This is a genomic window from Hafnia alvei (genome assembly GCF_964063325.1).
In the GTDB taxonomy this organism is placed as follows: domain Bacteria; phylum Pseudomonadota; class Gammaproteobacteria; order Enterobacterales; family Enterobacteriaceae; genus Hafnia; species Hafnia alvei_B.
This window is the reverse complement of the sequence record NZ_OZ061315.1, coordinates 1,909,479-1,926,850: the sequence shown is the minus strand read 5'-3', so window position 1 is coordinate 1,926,850 and position 17,372 is coordinate 1,909,479. Positions and strand designations below refer to the sequence as shown.

Sequence of the window (17,372 nt, the reverse complement as noted above, 5' to 3'; positions counted from 1 at the left end):
CTCACTAAAACTTAAAATAGTCACTTGCATCAAGCACGATTGATGGCGTAGATATATTTGGAAACTGCAATGTTACGCCGCCTGTATTTATCGTTCCTTCGATAGTTCCCCTTCCTCGTCTAATTTGACGTCCAGATATTTGCAGGCCCATATTATAAACAGTCCAGACAGTTCCGCTTCGCGTTCCCGTTTTCGCTGAGCGTTCAAGAGGAACCATCGGGCGAAGAACACCACTATCCTTGTAGTCATTCGATATAGATACGGATGCACCTAAATTAAATGGGGCGTATTTGCTAGAAAACACAAGACGACCGCTATCATTCCATATGGCAAGCCCCCATGTATCTAACTGCAATGTAAAATCAGAGGCGAATACGCAGATATATATTTCTAAGGTAGTGACACCCGATAATCTAATTACATTATCCAATCCCATTTCAACAACGGCAGAAGCATTGTTCCAATAACAAAACACACGCTTGTTCGAGCCGGGTATATTGCTAGGCAGCGTCCATCCATTGGAAATGTTTAGCTTTTGGGCGTAAACACAATAACCTAACTTCATTGTGTCATTTATCTCGGTATATCCTCTCATTCCTTGTACTGCTAGCCCCCAATGTCCTGATGGTGCCTCAGGAACTTGGTTGTACTCATATACATCAACGGTAAACCCATTCGGTACACCACCTTGTATGCCGGGAACGGCGGGGCTAACGTTAAAAGTAATAGTATTACCAGACCTTGACCATCCTGTAATAGCATAAACCTGATCATTATAAGGTGATGAGCTTGAAGATGTTCCAATCTGAATTCCGTCACGTGGAACACACAAAGCCGTTGATCCCGTGGTAAACCCAAGATTAAAACTATAAGACGTCCCGGTCCCAGAGTTATGTTTTATTTTTACTGTTCCGATATAGCTAAGAAGTCCTGCTGTATTTTTATCTATCCTTAGTCGTGTATTTCCATCATCGCCGTAAATAGCCAACCCGAAATCTGACATTAGAACACCCCCGTCAAATAGCCTAGTTGGACTTTTAATTGTCGTGATGGATTAGCAATACTAATTGTTACATTATCTTGTTTCATCATCCCCAACGAATTAGAGCCATTAATTTCTATTGTTCCTGTTCTAAATCCAATCCTCATGCCAGAACGACCAACAACATAATCATCTGATTGGAGATAGTCGGCTATTTTCCCTGAATTGATGGACGCTTTGCGAATAAATGCATCATCAATAAACACCTGACCGTTAATAGATGCAAATGGAGAATATTGAGTATCACCGCTTCCACTCATCAATACAAATTGATTCGCATTAAACCCAATTCGTGTAATAACCGGTGAACCCGCTTGGGCTAGAACAGCAATAGACATACCCGCACTATAAAATACATTATTGATGCGAACGCCTGCTTTGAGTGTATGAATTGCTGTAGCGCCGTCTGCATCTACAGTCGCCGTAAGCTTATCCTCAAGAACAGAGGTGACATCCTCGATTTGCGCCTGTACCTGAGTAGACATCTCGGCTAAAGCCCTATCCACTTCCGCGATAGTTGTCTTTACAATAAGAATATCGGCGCGAACTTCACCGTATTGCGCCCACTGATGTTCTACAGTGGCATTGTTAGCCAGCGCATTTTGCATGATGCCTTCAATATTCGTATCAATATCGCTGGTTAGCTTCTCACCATCTTCAGAGGTGAGAAATTCATCTCCAATACCCTCGAGATAATCCCCCGTATTACCGTTTGACGCTCCACGTATCCACCCTGTCCAATCCCCTTGATTACCAGTACGATCAACAAGGCGTGCGCGATACCAAAACTCTTGCCCAGCCTTTAATCCAGTTTGCGTATAGCTTCGCTGTGGATAAGGGATATCAGAAAGCAGCATGGCATCACCACTGCCAGCAGTTGAGGAGTATTGAATTTCGGTTTTTAGCGTATCCTCAGCACCATCAGGAAATCCCCAAGAAAGCAAACCCCCCCACAAGAGTGGATCAGCTTTGAACCCGACAGGCAACGGTGGTTTTCCTTCTTTCCCATTAAGCTGCGTCTCGAGTGATGTGGCCCATGCGGATGATATATCACTGGCATTGATCGCCCGAACACGCACACGGTAACGCCCAGCATAAATTCCCGGAATATCAAAGCTGGTAACGGAAGACCGCGGCACGCTGATCCAATTGCCATTGTCTTTGCACCATTCAGCCTCGTAAGCGATAGCATTCGGCACCGCATCCCAGCCTGCATGCATTGTAGTTATTGCGATGCCTTGATTAACGATTGAGTAGCTAGTGATTTGAATGTTAGCCGGCGCTGCCTGAACACCAGGCGGGATAACCGTGATCGGCCGCTCGTCTATTTTTGCGCCAGTATCGATGCGCGCATATTTGTCTGGATCATGCTCAATGCATGAGATATTGAAAGTATTATCGTTGTTATCTTCAATGCTGATAACTCGATAAAGTTGAATAGCTAGATCATCAGCTTCTATACCCCATATAGCTTCTGGCTCTGGCGTTTCAGTGTAAGCGATTGAGACTGTTACAACGGCGTCATTTATTGCGGTTATCGTGCGCGCCTGCAATGAGCCTGAAGGCAAGTTGATTTGCAGGCGGTCACCGGCTTTAGCATCCGGTTTGCGGTCTAGCTTGATATTTCGACCATTTACCGAAGAAATACGGCCGCTATAGACGCGTCCCGAGCGGCGCTGATCCGGCAGTCCAATAATATAGCCAGGCATCGGCAATTGGCCTTCTAAGCCCGTCGTGAAGCTGGCGGCACCGTCCTTGCTATTGGTTAGAATGGCCCATAATCCACTGCGCCTTGCTTCGCTTTGACGCGTACAACCAATGGCCGATAGTTCAATCTGATTAACACTATAGCGCCGCATTAATGCCATATCTGAAACGGCTTCGATTTCATCTTGATAATTCGTTACCGGATTTGACCAGCTAATAAGCGCCTGGGTAACGCGATTGCGTTGGCTACCGCCTACATAATTAATTTTTCCCACAATATTTGCATGGGTAAAGTTGCGAAATACATCGCGCGGCATATCGGCAATAACTGAAAGCTGATTATTCATCCATGAAGTCATGCCACGGAAGATGCCGGCCACGTCGCGCAACACGGTAAAGGCGTCAGCTTGCGATTGAATATAAACATCGCACATATGGCGCGGCTCCACACCATCGCCGCCTCGGCCATCCGGTACCATCTGATCGCAATATTGCGCGATGCGGTAGAGTTCCCACTTATCAACTTGCTCGATAGTCAAACGACGGCCAAGGCCGAAACGCTTTTCAATGATCAAATCAAAGAGAACCCACGCAGGGTTATTGCTTACGGCAAATTTAAAGGTTCCGTCCCAACTGCCGGAATAAGTGCGCATCTTTGGATCGTAGTTAGTCGGAACACGGATCAGGCGCCCATCTGGCCTGCAACTAATTTTAGGGATATTGGAAAAAAGCTTGGAATCAAACTCCACGAATAACAAAGCTGTATTCGGATAGCGTAATTTAGCGTCGATCACTTCTGCGATAGCTTCAATCGTCGATTTGCTGGCGATTTTTGCACTCGTAGAATCAGCTGTAAGGCGACGAATGCGCACTTGCCATCCGGTATTAGCCGCAGGTAGATTAATACGATGGCTGCGCTCGTAAAGCGTCGTCGTTTTGCCATCTACCGCCGTTTTCAAAACGGTTTCATAGGCTCCGCCATCTATCGCCAAATCGATTTCATATTCCACGCGATAACCTATCAAATCACCGTTATCTTTTTGCTGTTGTAGCGCGGGAAAACCAAGGCGAATGCGCACGGCTGATAGCTGCGTATTATTGATAGCGCGGATCCACGGCTGAGACTGTTTTAATTCGGTGTTAATCGTGATTTCATTTTCTACGCTTGGGATCCCTTTGATATAGGTCTGCGCCTGCGTACCTGGCCGATATTCCCATGTAACGCCCGGAAAATTATTGCTTCCGTCTGCGTTCATAATTGGCGTTCCATCCAGATAGATATGCTTACCATCCAACGTACCGCCCAGCTCGCCTTCCGCAAGCGCTAAAAGAATCTTTGCGCGGGCAACTGACTGTAGGCTGTCTGGTGATTCTGAAGGCTGGCGACCACTACCGCCTCCGCCTTTGTTACCTTGGATTAATTGCATAATTCCTCGCATAAAAAAAGGCCGCCCGTAGGCAGCCTATTTGATTCTTTTAACGCTATTGCTGATCTTCAGCGTAAATGCCTGCCGAAGCGATGGCACCGCCTATTTCGCGGTTATTGTCTTGCGTATAAAGGACGCCAACGGGATTGCCTTGCGTCGTGGTATTCACTGGCCCGCCGAAGGCGTAAGACGGTTTATTATCTGGACCCTCACGCATTGAAAGGCCCGTTGGTTGTGGTGCTATCATCTGCATAACGCCGCCGATTGCCATTGACGCACCTACTAGCGCCGCGGTACCCCATGCGCCAGAAATGGCAAAGCCGGCAGAACCAAGCAAGCCAACTGCGGCGCCACCAGTCATAAAGCCAGCTACGGCAATTAAAGCAACGCCTAATACCGTTTGAAAAATGCCGCCGCGTTTGCTGCCGGTAATAATCGGGGCGATGCGAATTTCTAGACTTCCTGAATTATCTGTTAATTCGCTTTCGCCGATATTTTTCTTACCTTTAAAAACGGCATATTCAATGCCGCGCTGGGTAGAAGAATTCATGAAAGCTTCAAAGCCAGGGATAACGACGGATAGCGCCTTCACGGCTTCTTTTGGCGTTCTGACCGCAAGCCGATGTACTCGGCCAAACGTGGTACCCAACACGCCGTAAAGTCGGATAGTTTTTAGCCCTTCGTTTAATTGGCTCATCACATCAGATCCTTATATCTAACCACTTTCATTGTGCGATCAACCCAATAACCGCCATACGGTACGCGCTGGCTTAATTGGCCGTATAAGTGATGTAACAGCATCCCATTTTCAACCAGAATGCCGGCATGGTTCCATTTATCGGCCTGTACCTGCATCATGACCATATCGCCTTCGCGCGTCGGCCCTTCAAATTCACGAAAGCCGCATTCAAACCAACAATCGTGATAAAAGTTTTCATCGTGTCCGTCTTCCCACCAATGATGCTCTACGCTGTAATTAGGCAATTCAATCTCATGATTCATGCGGAAGTAATCGCGAATTAAAGACCAGCAATCAGCATGGCCCAAATCGAATTGCCGGCCAACGAGCGGCCGATCTCCGCGCGGGTAAATCGTTCTTATATCGCCTTCCGGCCATGACGCTATAACCCATGGCAACTTTGTTTCATCACATAGATTTTTGTCGCGTTCCGATGCTTGCGTGGTGGCGTCAGGATGGCTATGCACAATAGCGGTAACTGTTCCCCAATCTTCGGCCGTGGCGTAGTCCTCCGGCGCCAGAATGAATCCGTATTCGGGGCCTTCTTTTTTTTTCTCATTCGATGGAAGGATATTGCGGCAAGGAAAATAACGCTCTACGCGGGATTTTTGGGCAACTACGCCGCAGCACTCCAGCGGGTAAGCCTGTTTGGCGTGGGCCATGATGGCCGCTAACGTTTTATCTTGCATTGGTCTATCTCCGAATCAAAGAGCTACCAGGAAAACCACCGAAATCTAATTCGGCCATTTCTCCAAAACGTAATTTACAAGATGATAAACAACCTGAGCATGCATCTTGGCTGGGATCGTCCGTTGGTTTATCGTCCATGGTAAACATGCCGTTTTGTCCCGCATATGAGCAGCCAATACCGGTGCGGTATTCGTTATTCATGGCCCATTGGCAAAGCGAGTGAATTTGTCGGGTAGGAATGCGCAGGCCTTGTAAGTCGATCGGGCTACTTAACGTAAATTCGACTTGTTCGTCGTTTTCACCGCTTCGGCTATCGATGAAGAAAACCTGCGTAAATTCTTGTTCTGGATCGGCTTCGGGATTACCTTCTGGAAAATTGCGCGCATCTAAATAATGTTTGAATGTTTCGTGAACGGTCACTTTCGCTTGAACCATATCTTGATAAGCAATGCACATAGCGCCGATCGTGCCGTCTAAGTTTGCTACTGTTAATTTAGGCTCTGCCGCTGTTCCATCTGTCGAATATGAAAGGCCTGAAAGCTCACACGGCCACGCGCCATATTCTTTACCTTGCCACCATATCGACTTCGCTTTTAATTTCGACTCGTCCCCGCCGGCTGTAGCGATTTCCTCCGGTGTATGGGGAATAGTGTCATTATGAAAGCGCAGGATCCCTGCGTTGAATGCTTCACCATCAACTTCAATAAGTCGAATGCGGTTACCGGGTTCAAGCTTTTGAACGTCGCTAGTAATTGCCATGATTACCCCATAAAAAAAGGCTATCCGAAGATAGCCCTTTATTTTGTGATCGATTAAAGCACCTTATGGCGCGAATGATTGTTGGAATGTAGCCGATACCGTCATTACTTGGCCGCCCACCGGCGTTGCCCTAATAGAATCGCTAACAACTCGGTAAAGGCCTTGTTTTCCGTAAGGCGGTGACCAAACAAAAGATTTGATAACGTGGCGCCGCATAAAAGAGAGGATCGGCACCATTTCTTTTTCTAAGCCACTGAAGCTTAGAGGCCAGCTTTGTTGCTCTGAGTTAATACCATCGGCGGCTACTTGCTCGTAACCATCCCCAAACTTGGCCGTTCTAACGCGCTGACTAAAAGAGCCTTCCGGCTGGCCCTGCGTTCGCCATGTGAATGTTTCTAAGGCCATTTGACATTCTCCAGTCGTAAAAAAACCCGCAATTAGGCGGGCTACGTAGGTAACTATGCTTTTAGTGTGATCAATCACAGCAATACAGGCTGCACCTTGTTTTTCAGGTGCATCCTGTACACCATGACCGAGCCCATGATTCTATTTAAGTATTCCGCCATGCGGAGATCGACTAAATAAGTGGGCATACTAGTTGTATTAACTATTTATTAAATTCATCTTCGACAAATCTGGAGAAATTCTTGGAATCTTCACATGATTTCGTCTTTAACTTTTCGTCTTTACATCGTTGATTGTGCTCGCCATGTAAATTTGAAAGGTAAATCAGTGTGTAGAATGTTTTTTGACAATCTTTTATATCATTGGTTGTGATACAAAAATTATCTACTTTTTCTCTTAAAAACTTAGATTCATCATCTGCAATAGCAGTCATGCAAAAAAAAACCAAAGGCATTGAGATCAATAACTTCTTCATATTATTTCCCCAAAATAAAGTGACAATATCCTATCACCCTCCTTTTGTTGAAGTAACTGTTCTATCTTTTATTTTGGGACAACCAAATCAACCCACCTGGCCGCAAAGCCTTCGATATGCCATCCCTTACCGAAGTGTCTATTACCTGCTGATAAGCTTTGCCTAGCGCATCACTGTTGCCGCCTCTCTGTTGTTGGCCTCCTTCGCAATTAACGACTACGGATGTTTGAATGATAGGCCCGCTGGTGCTTCCTCCACCTTGTAGCCCCAACATCGGAGCGCGGCCAGTTGATGCTCCGCCCACTAACCCACCATTAGCATAGCCCCGCATCAGCGCGTAAAGATTATCCGTCCCGATCCGGCTCGTTGATTCCTTTGTAAAAACAAACTCGCCACCGTGGACAATCCCTTTTGGCTCATACTTGCCGCCATCCCCCGTATAGCCACCAGCATCGAACCTCGGCGGCATAGGGATCCCTTTTGTTCCATCATTTAAGCCTGTAGATGAAAATGAAGCGCCTCCGCTCATCCACCCTAACGCTGATTGAATCGCATAAGCCACAAGCAACTGATTAATAACCTGCAAAATCATTTTTAGGATTGAAGTTCCAAATTCCTTAATGTTTGCTTTGCCGGTACTCGCTAAATCCGTTGCCATATCTGAAAGGCTTTGCATTGTGGTTTGGCCGATTTGAGCCGTTGCCTGAAAGACATTTAGCGAGTTTTCGGCAAACTGATTGATGCCAAGATTTAAGCCAGAAATCCAATCCGACTCGCGCGCATCTTCATCCCTAAAACCTTCATGCAACTTGTCGCGCGCCTTTACATACTCCGCCGTTATTTTTTCCAGCTGAGCCGGATCGGTAATGCCTTCAGTTGATTTGCGGAAAGTTTTCCCCAATTGCGATTCCTGAGCGGCGCGTTCCGTTTGCTTTGTGGTTAAACCGAAGCTTTCAGTCGCTAGCCGGTTACGTTCTGCAATCTCTTTAGCGTAATCGCGCATTGTCTTCATCGCCTTTACGGCTTTTTCACGCTGCGCATTCTCCTTGGCGATACTCGCTTCAAGCTGAAGGCTTGCGCGAATTTCGCTTTCACGCGAAAGCAAAGACTTTTGATCGGCGGTTAGAATGGATTTGTTTTTCAGGTCTGCAATCTGCTGATTAAATTCAAGCAAGCGGCTTTCTTGCTGCGTCATTTTGTCAGTGATTGAAGATTGCCCACGTAAAACCGCTAGACGCTGTTGGCTAGCTGCTAATTCCTTTGTAGCGTCATCATCCGTGATCGCTTTGGCGGCTTTTGGCTTTTTAGTCTTACGGGCTTGGGCTTCAGCAAATTCTATATTTTCGCGCTTTATTGCTGCGTCTTTGGCTTCCTTAGACGCATAACCGCTGCGGATCTCCAATAGTGTGCGCTGGTGCTTTTCCTCGGCCGTTTCATATTTCTTATTCAATGCTTGGGTAGCATTATATTCACGCTTTTGGCGATCCTGTTCGTTTTGTTCCGCTTTATCCTTGGCGACTTTTATATCGCGTTGAAATTTTTCCTCCTGAAGTGTAGCAATCTCGGCGCTAGTATCTACGCCCACATTTACATCAGCCATACCTAGCGCGCGCGCCTTGGATACTTTCTGTAAGCGTTCGATCTTGTCTTCGATAGTATCTTCACGGCCTACGCCCAGCATCGCATCCCAAGCGCTTGAAGCAATGCTTTTGATGCTATTCCAGCCAGTTTCTAAATATCCGAGACTATCGGTAACATCTGCCGCGCGGTGCTGCATTGTGTCTGCGTAAGCATCCATAGCCACGCGGGCCGCTGCCGTTACATTCCCCGTTTCCGATAGCTTGGTGATGCTTTCCAACTGCGTAGCGGTCAGGAAGTGCAATTGCTTGTCTAAATCCTGCGCCGCGCGCAATGGATCTTCCTTCAACCGCTTGAAGTTCTCGATCGTGGCGTCTACTGATTGGCCGGTGGCCTTCTCCATAGCCAGCGCCGAGCGTGTAACGCTTTCCAACTGGTTAGCGCCAAAAGCGCCAGTGCCTACAACCTTTGCCAGCGCCGCGGCCGCCGCGCCCTGCGTTCCGCCAGATTTCGAGATGGTCTTAGCCATGTCATTAAGGCGATCGGTTGTCACTCCAGCATAGTTTCCGGTTAGGATTAGCTGTTTATTAAACTCTTGGCTTTCTTTGGCTCCCTGATAATAGGCTAGGCCCATCGCCACAGCCGAAACCGTGATACCACTAACCAATAATCGCATTGGTGTTAACTGCGAGATAAGAGCCTTTGCTGCGTTACCGATCCCGCCGAAAGAGTCTTTAATCTGACCGCCCTGTTGAATGGCGACCATATAAACCGGCATACCCGATGCCAACGACGTTACAACGTCCGTAATCTGCGCCGGTAGTTGTCGCATAGCTTGGCGGTACTGTCCGGCCGAAATAGTCCCTTTCTTCCAGGCGTCCTCTTGTTGCTTGAGGCTAGCGATGAATGGCGCTGCCTCTTTCGTGGCGCCCAGCTGCGCGGCACGATAAGCCATAATTTCGGAGTTGGTCTTTCCTTGTGTTTCGGCTTGTTCACGCAATCGACTAATAAACGCTTCTTTCGCCACGGTGGCGACTTTATCAGCCTGCGCGGCTTCTTTGGCTGCTTTCCCTGCGGCTGAGCTCTCATAAACTGATCGCTCTAAAGAATTAGTAAGGTTATCGATCCCCTTCACACTGGCCGCATAATCAGCCGGATCGATAAGCCCTTGGCGGAGGCCTTCGCGTAGTTTGTCTGACATTGCCGCCAAGTTGTCGAATGCCACGCCAACCGGATCAACCCGCCCACGAATAGCGACTAACTCGCGCTGTAAACCTTGAAGCTCTTTCGTTGTTCCTTCGTAAGATCGGCGGGTTTGCTCTCTCACTGCGGCACCGGCTGCAAACGCGGCGTTCACATCTTTTATTTTTACCGATGTTTGCGCGTTTGAATCATTCAGGCTATCGGCTGCCGTTGCAGCTTTATTGCCGGAAGCTGCGAATTTATCTAATTCGTTGGTAGCACGTTCTAGGCTACTGGTATCTGCTACTAGTGAAATCTTGCCAATTTCATCGGACATATTGCCCCCAAAAACAAAAGGCGCCGTGGTTATTCGGCGCCCTGATTTTTATGAAGCATCCGAAGTGCGGCGGCTTCCATAACTCTAAGATCACTCAACGCGCTTGCCTCGTCCTCTACGCCGTTCACCTTCATAAGCCACGGCAGGCAGTTATAATCCAAGCCGCTAACGCCATTCATACCGGTTCTCCATTGCGTAGCCATGCATATGAACACGTCAAAGGCGGGGGCAATATCCGGCCAGATTTCCACGATCACATCGTCGTAATCATCGGGGCTAAAGCCAAAGGCGTTATTTATTGGGATTTCAGGCGTATAGAATGCCTCGGCAAGCGCTATTAGTTTTTTTCGCGGATCGCCATCATTTCGCGGGTATATTCCTGCGCGATAGCATCAAATGCGCGCGGGTAATTTTCCAAAAGCGTGATCAGATTATCGCGGTTGAATTCTTCCGGCAGTTCCCAGCCTTGGCAAATTTCCATTAAATAATCTGCGGTTGGTTCATTGGTGAATTTTTTATCTTTACGCATTGCGACCAATTTTTCGTTTAGCGCTTTTTCTAATGATTCCAAATCTGAGCGGCGTTTATTCTTAAATGTAATGATTAACTCGCCGTCATCAGCGCCAGCGCGGGGAATGGTTACCGGCTTAGAAAAGTTAGGGTTTGGAATTAAAGTAAATTTGGTAGCCATAAAACTATTTCCTATTGAATTAATTCATTTCTAATGATGGGAGTAATAGCCCGTCATTACGGGCTATTAGCGCTAAGGTAACGGTGTTATTTTTTTGGTGCGGCGGCGCTCGCTGGCGCAGTAGCGCTAGCCTGTTTATAGGCAGTCAACCCAGATTGAAGGTTTAGCGTTGCCGTGACCGTTTCAACCGTGTTCACCGCAGTGTTAGGAATATCGTTAAAGGATGCCTTAGCAGACCAGTAGCGATTCTCTTTTGCCTTCGGCACAAACATGTAAGCGGCTAAGGTGTCTTGCGAGCTATCCGCTTGTCGCAATAGGTCATAAAACGGAAGGCTTGAATCATGGGCAATTGTGTATGTTTGGACGCGGGCAGTTTTGAACGTGTTTACGTTGCGCTGCGTTGTATCGGATAAGAACTGAAGCTGTATGCTCTGCTGTTCACCACCTGAGCTAGCCACTTCAGTAATTTGAGACATTTCCTCCCATGACTTAATGACTCGGAAGCTACCTGCGCCGCCACCAGCGGCAAAATCGCCGGTGTTCAACGTATTAATGTCTTCGAGCGTTACAGAGGATTCAGAGGCTTCTTTAACTCGCGCGATAACCTCATCAAGACCAGGCCACGCCGAGCGGATGTGAATAATATCGCCGGCTTTTGCCTTGGTTGCTTCGGCAGTAGTGAAAACAGTTTCGGCCGCGTTAGTTGCTGCGGTTACGGTTTCGGCTTCCGCATATGTTTTAGCAAGATAAACATGCGAGCCGTTAGGCAATGCAAAGCCCATAGGGAATACTCCAATTTTAGGTATAAAAAAACCGCCCTAAAGGCGGTGTGTTTGGTTTGCTTGCTGGGGAATATTTAGCGGCGGATCGCTTGGTAAATACTTCCACCAGGGCGCAGTGCTTTTGAGATACTTTCTTGCATTAATTGCTCTGTATCTTTGTAAGCGGGTTGCTTAGGAGCCGTTTCGGTACCCAGCATGCCAGCTGGCAGGCGTTCAACCAATTCCAGAAGATGGGAAACCTTAGCTATCGCCGCGTCAATCTCGCTGCTATCAATTTTGATTTTAATTTCTGCCATGATTATTCATCCTGTACGGTATCAGCCCGATAATCGATATTAACGGGGATTAAATAACGGGTATCACTAGGAAGAGGCCGCATGCGGTAGGGCACCGCCTCGATATATGCGGTAAATTCGCCGCTCGTTAGCTCCAAGCCGGCCGGAAAGGCGTTCAGGATACTATCTGCCACTTCTCCCGCTTTCGTCTTGCCTGAGCCCGCAGGCGCTACCACGTCCACTTGAAACACGCCGCGGAAGACTTGCAGCGCGCCGGCAATATCAATGCCAAGCGTTTTAGCAGGCAAGATATGCGAGCGCAGATAAATTGCTTTGCTGTCTTTAGGCTTGAAACTGATATTTTCCATCGCGATTTCTAAGCCTAGCGTCGCGGCCACGCCGGCCAACTTTGATTCTAAAAGCTGCGTGATTAGTGTCGTTGACATTTAGCCGTTAACCTCCTGCATAACTTCGCGAAAAATGCTTGGAGAATCCTTCACGGTTACGCGGATCATTCCTTCCGGTGCCTGCTGTGAATGGCCTTCGACTTCTAACCGGTAGGCATAGGGAACGTTGTTCACAAAATAAATGGTACGCATGCCTACTTTGAATTGCTCTAAAACCATGTTCCCCGTTGCCATAGTTGTAGATCCGCCCGCGTCTACGCGGTTTGTTTCTCCGCTAGGTTCGTGATCTATTCCTATTTGCCAATTACCCTTGAAGCGGCCGCCGGTATATCCTGCCGGCGCTTTAATATCCATACTGTCCGAAACGCGGGCTTTCTTCTTCAGTCGCCCCGTTTTGGTCAGATTAGCCGGATCCTGCTTAGCGGCCTCGTTGGCCTCGTATACCGCGCGGTTATATTGGGCCGCAGTCTGATTAATGGCCCATATTTCAGGATTACCAACGGGTGACATATCTACAAGGCGCGCAAGAATTTTTATCCCCGTTCGCCTTACTACTTCGTCCATCTTATTTTTCGAGCCATCAACGAATAGATTGATAGATGCCATAAACTGATCGCTATTTGCCATGACTAGGCCCTTAGCTGTGGTTTATATAAAATGAGAACGCCAGCCGGCTTGATGGGGTTAGGTGCTATAACTCGATAGCGGCGGCCGTCTACATCGATCCAATCGTCTATCTTAATTTCAGTTTCGGCCGTGGCTATAATTTGAAAATCGCCAGATTCAATTAGCGTTCCGTCGATTTCGTTTAATTTGTACTGCACAACAATTCCGGTGATCGCCAGGCTTACTTCCGGCGTTTCAACCTCGATGCCGCCTATGTTTTCGACCCCGCCACCACGCCAAAGGGCAAACTTCTTCCCATTCTTCGCGATTGACTTGGCCGCTCTTAACTGCGCTTTCAGGTAGTTCATGGCCGCAACTCCTTAGCAAGCTAGTTAATTTTTCCAGACTCAGCCGCCGCGCTGCGAGCCCATGAATCCAAATCCAAAGATGTAGCCACGCTATAGTGATGCTGTTTATCCATTTCATAGCAATTCACATCCCCGCCGGAATAAATATCTAATTGAATGGCGACTCTTACCGCTTCTACCGCATCCTTGCCGGCCAGCATGGCAGCTAACGCAAAGCTTTTACCGGTACCAGCTACCCAAGGGAATTTAGGAATAGCCATTGGGATTAGCTTTTCACCGAATTCCTGCGGTGCGCTGCCGTCATTAGGAATGAATAGACCGACAAAACTTGTTAAAACCGGCCGGGTTTCTTTGCGCCCTGCATTGAACCATTGCACGACCAATAATCCATCTTCTTGATTCCCTGCGGTGGCAAGTACCCCGCCAACAACATTGGCAATCTTATTTATGGTGCCGGCTCGCATATCGTCGTATGTGACGAGCGAATCAGTCGCAAGCGTCTTACCGTCAAAAGCGATAGTAGTCATTACGCGCGCCTCGCGATGGCGTTAGCCTCAAAAGTGCTAGTGGTGAATTCGCGCAGCATCGAATCAACGGCCGGATAAGACGGCTTGAAAGATTCGCCATCCGCGATCGCGTAAGTGGTATCGATAGCGCCTTCAATGCGTTCGCGCTTGATAGCGGCTTCACGGTTAGAAGCCAGTAAATCACCTTCTTTGGCTTCGATTGCGAGTATGCATTGTGCGGTGACCAATTCGCGCGGGATCTTGTCTTTAGGGTATAAACGACCATCAAAGACAACGTTAGAACGCGGCCACGCCAACGGCTGATCGTCTTTGGTGCGCTGCCCCTGCCAGTTTAAGCCGGTTAGATAATCCATCGCCTTAATGAGTAGCGGCTCTGTTTTTTCCGGCAGCTCTAGATCGCGCCCTTCCGCGTACTTGGCCAAATCATCCGCTGATGCATAGCTATTAAAATCCGGTGATGTTGGATCGGTGACTAGCATTAATCCCCCTGCAAAGAAAAAGGGGCCGAAGCCCCTTGTTTATAAACGCATCAGTTATGCTGTCGGTACCGTTACTTTACTGACGGCGGTTTTATTGCCATCCATAGTTGTAACAGTAATATCGGCCGCGCCTGCTGTAACGCCGGTAACCTCGCTGGTTCCTTCATCTACGGTAGCGATAGCCGCATCAGACGTGGTGAATTTAACGGCCTTATTGGTTGCGTTTGAAGGCGCCACCGTTGCTGCTAATTTCACTTTTGCACCGATCGCCACATCAGCAGTAGCTGGATCAATCGTTACGCCCGTTACTGCGACGTTAACCGCATTAAAGGTGATGCTTTCCGTCTTGGCTTCAATACCATCTACGGATACCGTTACCACTGCGGCGCCGGCGGCATTAGACGACAATTTAGTCGTTGCGCCACCTGCTGCGCCCGTCTTACCTGATTCAGAGCTCAAAGTTCCCGCAGTCGTCTTCCAAGTAACGGCCGCCCCGCTTACTGGCTGGCCGTTTTTGGTAAACGTTAGGGAAATTGTAGCGTTATCAGTTCCATCGGCGGTGACGGATGTTTTATCCGCCGATAGTGTTACTCCCCCGCGCTGGCCGCCTTCAGCTTGATCATCACGCCTGCGGTTACTTTGTTGTCTTTGGCGTATTTCTTCCAGTTCGCCGCGGTGCCGATCTTGGTTAAATCAGGGTTAGCGCCGCCGGTAGTTTCATTCCAGCTATAACCAAGCATATCAATGTTCACGGTGCCTTCCGCGCGGTAACCAACGCCCAAGTTTTCTTCGTCGTTGATTTCGTAGGAGCGGAAACCCGGTGCTTGCGACTCGGTAATCGCGATAGCGTTAGGCAACAAGCCCAAGATGACATCGACCGGCGCGGTATCAGTCACTAGAACCGGTTTACCCAGCGTACCAGGCAGGCCGCCATAAACCACCACGCCGGCTTCTTCATAAAGCTTGTTAGTGATCGCCTCATCAACAATGTCAAAGTAGGAAGCGGAATGCATAACAAAAAGACTAATACGGCCGAATTTATCGCCGTACTTACGCATGCCTTTGGTCAGCGTTTTTTTACCATCGGTTGCGATGTCGGCAGTAACAACCATATCGGTATTAGCGCCAATGGCTGCAACGGCGGCGCTAATGGCATATTTCACAAAGCCTTCCAGCGTCGCATCGGCAACATCGGTGCCAACTACGGAAGAGAATTCATCTAGCGCACGGCCGCGGCGCTTGAATGCTTCTTCAGTCGTCGCGTAAGGGCCATATTTCCACGGTGCCTTCACGCCTACGGCTTCGCCCGCACCGATTTTCGTGTTGGTTACTTTGCCAACGGAATCAACATCACGATGTTCGATAGAGCCGCCGAGAACGTAGAAAGCACGCTTTTTGAAATCGCCCTCAATCATTTCGTTATCTAAAACGATGGCGCCATTAGAAGACGCATTGAAAACGTCCAAGTTATCTTGGCGACGCTCTAAATAGGAAGTCTGCGCCAAATCGTTATAAATAATCAGATCACTGTTTACTGTAGTGGTCATATCTTTAAATCCTTATTTCGGAAGTCGTAAATAGGCCTGCTGGCCGTTAGTTCGAATAAATTCGTTTTTCTGCGATTGGCTCATTTCTGAGCGTTTCAGATTGCCACCGCCATTTTTGTGTGCGCCAGCTCCGCTACCTTCAGCGCGCGGCCACAAATGCGGCGCCGTGTCTTTCATTGATTCGGCCCATTCAAAAGGCGAAAGCGGCGTTTTGCCGTCCTTGCCTAATAACTGGTTACCATCCTTATCAACGGCTACGGCCTCGCCTTCCTCGTTAACTTGGAAAAGCCCTTTAGCGCGTAGGATTAAATCGTCTACGGCATCAGGGATTGCGCCAGCCTTCAGCGCAGCTGCGCGGATTGAATCGCCTAAAACGCGATCACGGAATTTGTTTGAAAACGCTTCCGCTTTATCTGCGCGGTCATTTGCGGCTTTGATTTGCTTATCGGAATCAGTGCGCATGCGCTCTGTACGTTTATTTAATACTTCGTCGATCTGTCCGTTGGCGATTAGCTTGGCTTCTTCGTCGTCGGAAAATCGCTGCAAGATAGTGCGCACCGCATCGGGATCAATGCCGTCGAAACGCTTCAAGTTATCGCCTTGCTCTTTAAGCTTGCCGAGTAACTCACTATTTTTCGATTTCAAGCCGGTTACGTGAGTAGCCACCTGTTGATCGATTAGCGCTTGGATTTCTGGTGTAATTTCAACGCCACCACCTTCGCCGCCCGCGGCGCCTTCGCCTTCTCCTGCTGCTGCGTAGTATTTAATAAACAAATTGCGATAAAGCATGATCATTCCCCTCGGGAGTTGTTGCGGGCCTCGCCCATAAAAAAAGCCCCGTTTTTAGGCGGGGCCGTGCTTCAGATATAAAAAAAGCCGCCCTAGGCAGCCATTTAAAAGATTCGATGTAATGCCGCTAACTAGTGCGGCTGGTATTCTTCGCGCTCACATGGGATCGGCGTATAAATCGGCGCGGCCATTGCGGCTACATATTCATTTATGCGGGTTGCACTTTCCTTAACTTCGTTTGCGGATAGCGTTACATAATCTGCATTGCTTCCGTAAAAAAGCTTCAGGCTATCGATGGGAACGTCTTCAATGATGTAAATCGCGTGATGCTCATCGGCTTTACCGAATACCACATTTTCATGAATGACCATTTCGCCGCTCATGATCCGGTAATGAAGTTCGGCACCTCGCACCATGCCGCCGGAATTTCGCGTTAGGTTTTTAACGAAAATATCAATTTTAGCCATTTTTAACCCACTCTATTATTCGCTGTGCGCTTTATGGCAAAGCGTAATTTTAAGCTATGCAGTTGCATTACTTTAGCGGCGCTCGCCTAATGC

The 17,372-nt window shown here is 48.2% G+C and carries 21 protein-coding genes; all 21 read right to left on the bottom strand.

Annotated features, from left to right (window positions below; translation table 11 throughout):
- Positions 1-4: 4 nt before the first annotated feature.
- Positions 5-1,003 (bottom strand): DUF6453 family protein, encoded by a 999-nt coding sequence (locus AB3Y96_RS09125; RefSeq protein WP_367299018.1) that lies wholly within the window; start codon positions 1,001-1,003, stop codon positions 5-7.
- Positions 1,003-4,176: a host specificity protein J gene (locus AB3Y96_RS09120; RefSeq protein ID WP_367299017.1), complete on the bottom strand. Its 3,174-nt coding sequence runs from the start codon at positions 4,174-4,176 to the stop codon at positions 1,003-1,005. The genes AB3Y96_RS09125 and AB3Y96_RS09120 overlap by 1 nt, the downstream gene beginning before the upstream one ends.
- Positions 4,177-4,231: 55 nt before the next feature.
- Positions 4,232-4,873, bottom strand: a complete 642-nt coding sequence (locus AB3Y96_RS09115) for a tail assembly protein (protein ID WP_314349895.1) — start codon at positions 4,871-4,873, stop codon at positions 4,232-4,234.
- Positions 4,873-5,604 (bottom strand): C40 family peptidase, encoded by a 732-nt coding sequence (locus AB3Y96_RS09110; RefSeq protein ID WP_131020498.1) that lies wholly within the window; start codon positions 5,602-5,604, stop codon positions 4,873-4,875. Before AB3Y96_RS09110 ends, AB3Y96_RS09115 begins: the two co-directional genes overlap by 1 nt.
- Positions 5,605-5,608: 4 nt before the next feature.
- Positions 5,609-6,364, bottom strand: a complete 756-nt coding sequence (locus AB3Y96_RS09105; RefSeq protein ID WP_367299016.1) for a phage minor tail protein L — start codon at positions 6,362-6,364, stop codon at positions 5,609-5,611.
- A gap of 63 nt (positions 6,365-6,427) precedes the next feature.
- On the bottom strand, positions 6,428-6,769 hold the full coding sequence (locus tag AB3Y96_RS09100) for a phage tail protein (protein ID WP_367299015.1): 342 nt from the start codon (positions 6,767-6,769) through the stop codon (positions 6,428-6,430).
- 202 nt (positions 6,770-6,971) lie between these two features.
- A complete protein-coding gene (locus AB3Y96_RS09095) occupies positions 6,972-7,244 on the bottom strand; it encodes a hypothetical protein (RefSeq protein ID WP_367299014.1) in 273 nt (90 codons plus the stop codon).
- 61 nt (positions 7,245-7,305) lie between these two features.
- Positions 7,306-10,341: a phage tail tape measure protein gene (locus AB3Y96_RS09090; protein ID WP_367299013.1), complete on the bottom strand. Its 3,036-nt coding sequence runs from the start codon at positions 10,339-10,341 to the stop codon at positions 7,306-7,308.
- Between the two features lie 29 nt (positions 10,342-10,370).
- Positions 10,371-10,640 carry a DUF1799 domain-containing protein gene (locus AB3Y96_RS09085; protein WP_367300303.1) on the bottom strand — a complete coding sequence of 90 codons (270 nt, stop codon included), beginning with the start codon at positions 10,638-10,640 and terminating at the stop codon, positions 10,371-10,373.
- Positions 10,641-10,678: 38 nt separating this feature from the next.
- A complete protein-coding gene (locus tag AB3Y96_RS09080; RefSeq protein WP_367299012.1) occupies positions 10,679-11,032 on the bottom strand; it encodes a phage tail assembly chaperone in 354 nt (117 codons plus the stop codon).
- Between the two features lie 86 nt (positions 11,033-11,118).
- Positions 11,119-11,814, bottom strand: coding sequence for a phage tail protein (locus AB3Y96_RS09075; protein WP_061554340.1), 696 nt, complete (start codon positions 11,812-11,814; stop codon positions 11,119-11,121).
- Positions 11,815-11,888: 74 nt separating this feature from the next.
- Positions 11,889-12,110, bottom strand: a complete 222-nt coding sequence (locus tag AB3Y96_RS09070; protein ID WP_367299011.1) for a hypothetical protein — start codon at positions 12,108-12,110, stop codon at positions 11,889-11,891.
- A gap of 2 nt (positions 12,111-12,112) precedes the next feature.
- Positions 12,113-12,535, bottom strand: coding sequence for a phage tail terminator-like protein (locus tag AB3Y96_RS09065; RefSeq protein ID WP_367299010.1), 423 nt, complete (start codon positions 12,533-12,535; stop codon positions 12,113-12,115).
- Positions 12,536-13,123 carry a hypothetical protein gene (locus AB3Y96_RS09060; RefSeq protein ID WP_367299009.1) on the bottom strand — a complete coding sequence of 196 codons (588 nt, stop codon included), beginning with the start codon at positions 13,121-13,123 and terminating at the stop codon, positions 12,536-12,538.
- A gap of 2 nt (positions 13,124-13,125) precedes the next feature.
- A complete protein-coding gene (locus tag AB3Y96_RS09055; RefSeq protein ID WP_061554336.1) occupies positions 13,126-13,470 on the bottom strand; it encodes a hypothetical protein in 345 nt (114 codons plus the stop codon).
- A 20-nt stretch (positions 13,471-13,490) separates the two neighbouring features.
- Complete coding sequence (locus tag AB3Y96_RS09050) at positions 13,491-13,997, bottom strand: hypothetical protein (RefSeq protein ID WP_367299008.1); 507 nt, start codon at positions 13,995-13,997, stop codon at positions 13,491-13,493.
- Positions 13,997-14,476: a DnaT-like ssDNA-binding protein gene (locus AB3Y96_RS09045; RefSeq protein ID WP_367299007.1), complete on the bottom strand. Its 480-nt coding sequence runs from the start codon at positions 14,474-14,476 to the stop codon at positions 13,997-13,999. Before AB3Y96_RS09045 ends, AB3Y96_RS09050 begins: the two co-directional genes overlap by 1 nt.
- A 54-nt stretch (positions 14,477-14,530) precedes the next feature.
- The gene (locus tag AB3Y96_RS09040) at positions 14,531-15,010 is read right to left on the bottom strand and encodes an Ig domain-containing protein (RefSeq protein WP_367300302.1); all 480 of its coding nucleotides are present in this window, start codon (positions 15,008-15,010) and stop codon (positions 14,531-14,533) included.
- Between the two features lie 53 nt (positions 15,011-15,063).
- The gene (locus tag AB3Y96_RS09035) at positions 15,064-16,023 is read right to left on the bottom strand and encodes a major capsid protein (RefSeq protein WP_367299006.1); all 960 of its coding nucleotides are present in this window, start codon (positions 16,021-16,023) and stop codon (positions 15,064-15,066) included.
- 12 nt (positions 16,024-16,035) lie between these two features.
- The gene (locus AB3Y96_RS09030) at positions 16,036-16,812 is read right to left on the bottom strand and encodes a hypothetical protein (RefSeq protein WP_061554331.1); all 777 of its coding nucleotides are present in this window, start codon (positions 16,810-16,812) and stop codon (positions 16,036-16,038) included.
- A 131-nt stretch (positions 16,813-16,943) separates the two neighbouring features.
- Positions 16,944-17,279 carry a hypothetical protein gene (locus AB3Y96_RS09025; protein WP_367299005.1) on the bottom strand — a complete coding sequence of 112 codons (336 nt, stop codon included), beginning with the start codon at positions 17,277-17,279 and terminating at the stop codon, positions 16,944-16,946.
- Positions 17,280-17,372: the final 93 nt, after the last annotated feature.

What these genes read in the sequence shown, in the direction of transcription:
- AB3Y96_RS09045 (WP_367299007.1), bottom strand. Translation starts at nt 14,476, where the DNA reads ATGCTAGTCACCGATCCAACATCACCGGATTTTAATAGCTATGCATCA.
- AB3Y96_RS09060 (WP_367299009.1), bottom strand. Translation starts at nt 13,123, where the DNA reads ATGGCAAATAGCGATCAGTTTATGGCATCTATCAATCTATTCGTTGAT.
- AB3Y96_RS09080 (WP_367299012.1), bottom strand. Translation starts at nt 11,032, where the DNA reads ATGGCTACCAAATTTACTTTAATTCCAAACCCTAACTTTTCTAAGCCG.
- AB3Y96_RS09095 (WP_367299014.1), bottom strand. Translation starts at nt 7,244, where the DNA reads ATGAAGAAGTTATTGATCTCAATGCCTTTGGTTTTTTTTTGCATGACT.
- AB3Y96_RS09120 (WP_367299017.1), bottom strand. Translation starts at nt 4,176, where the DNA reads ATGCAATTAATCCAAGGTAACAAAGGCGGAGGCGGTAGTGGTCGCCAG.
- AB3Y96_RS09115 (WP_314349895.1), bottom strand. Translation starts at nt 4,873, where the DNA reads ATGAGCCAATTAAACGAAGGGCTAAAAACTATCCGACTTTACGGCGTG.
- AB3Y96_RS09035 (WP_367299006.1), bottom strand. Translation starts at nt 16,023, where the DNA reads ATGACCACTACAGTAAACAGTGATCTGATTATTTATAACGATTTGGCG.
- AB3Y96_RS09050 (WP_367299008.1), bottom strand. Translation starts at nt 13,997, where the DNA reads ATGACTACTATCGCTTTTGACGGTAAGACGCTTGCGACTGATTCGCTC.
- AB3Y96_RS09090 (WP_367299013.1), bottom strand. Translation starts at nt 10,341, where the DNA reads ATGTCCGATGAAATTGGCAAGATTTCACTAGTAGCAGATACCAGTAGC.
- AB3Y96_RS09055 (WP_061554336.1), bottom strand. Translation starts at nt 13,470, where the DNA reads ATGAACTACCTGAAAGCGCAGTTAAGAGCGGCCAAGTCAATCGCGAAG.
- AB3Y96_RS09075 (WP_061554340.1), bottom strand. Translation starts at nt 11,814, where the DNA reads ATGGGCTTTGCATTGCCTAACGGCTCGCATGTTTATCTTGCTAAAACA.
- AB3Y96_RS09030 (WP_061554331.1), bottom strand. Translation starts at nt 16,812, where the DNA reads ATGCTTTATCGCAATTTGTTTATTAAATACTACGCAGCAGCAGGAGAA.
- AB3Y96_RS09025 (WP_367299005.1), bottom strand. Translation starts at nt 17,279, where the DNA reads ATGGCTAAAATTGATATTTTCGTTAAAAACCTAACGCGAAATTCCGGC.
- AB3Y96_RS09065 (WP_367299010.1), bottom strand. Translation starts at nt 12,535, where the DNA reads ATGTCAACGACACTAATCACGCAGCTTTTAGAATCAAAGTTGGCCGGC.
- AB3Y96_RS09125 (WP_367299018.1), bottom strand. Translation starts at nt 1,003, where the DNA reads ATGTCAGATTTCGGGTTGGCTATTTACGGCGATGATGGAAATACACGA.
- AB3Y96_RS09110 (WP_131020498.1), bottom strand. Translation starts at nt 5,604, where the DNA reads ATGCAAGATAAAACGTTAGCGGCCATCATGGCCCACGCCAAACAGGCT.
- AB3Y96_RS09100 (WP_367299015.1), bottom strand. Translation starts at nt 6,769, where the DNA reads ATGGCCTTAGAAACATTCACATGGCGAACGCAGGGCCAGCCGGAAGGC.
- AB3Y96_RS09105 (WP_367299016.1), bottom strand. Translation starts at nt 6,364, where the DNA reads ATGGCAATTACTAGCGACGTTCAAAAGCTTGAACCCGGTAACCGCATT.
- AB3Y96_RS09070 (WP_367299011.1), bottom strand. Translation starts at nt 12,110, where the DNA reads ATGGCAGAAATTAAAATCAAAATTGATAGCAGCGAGATTGACGCGGCG.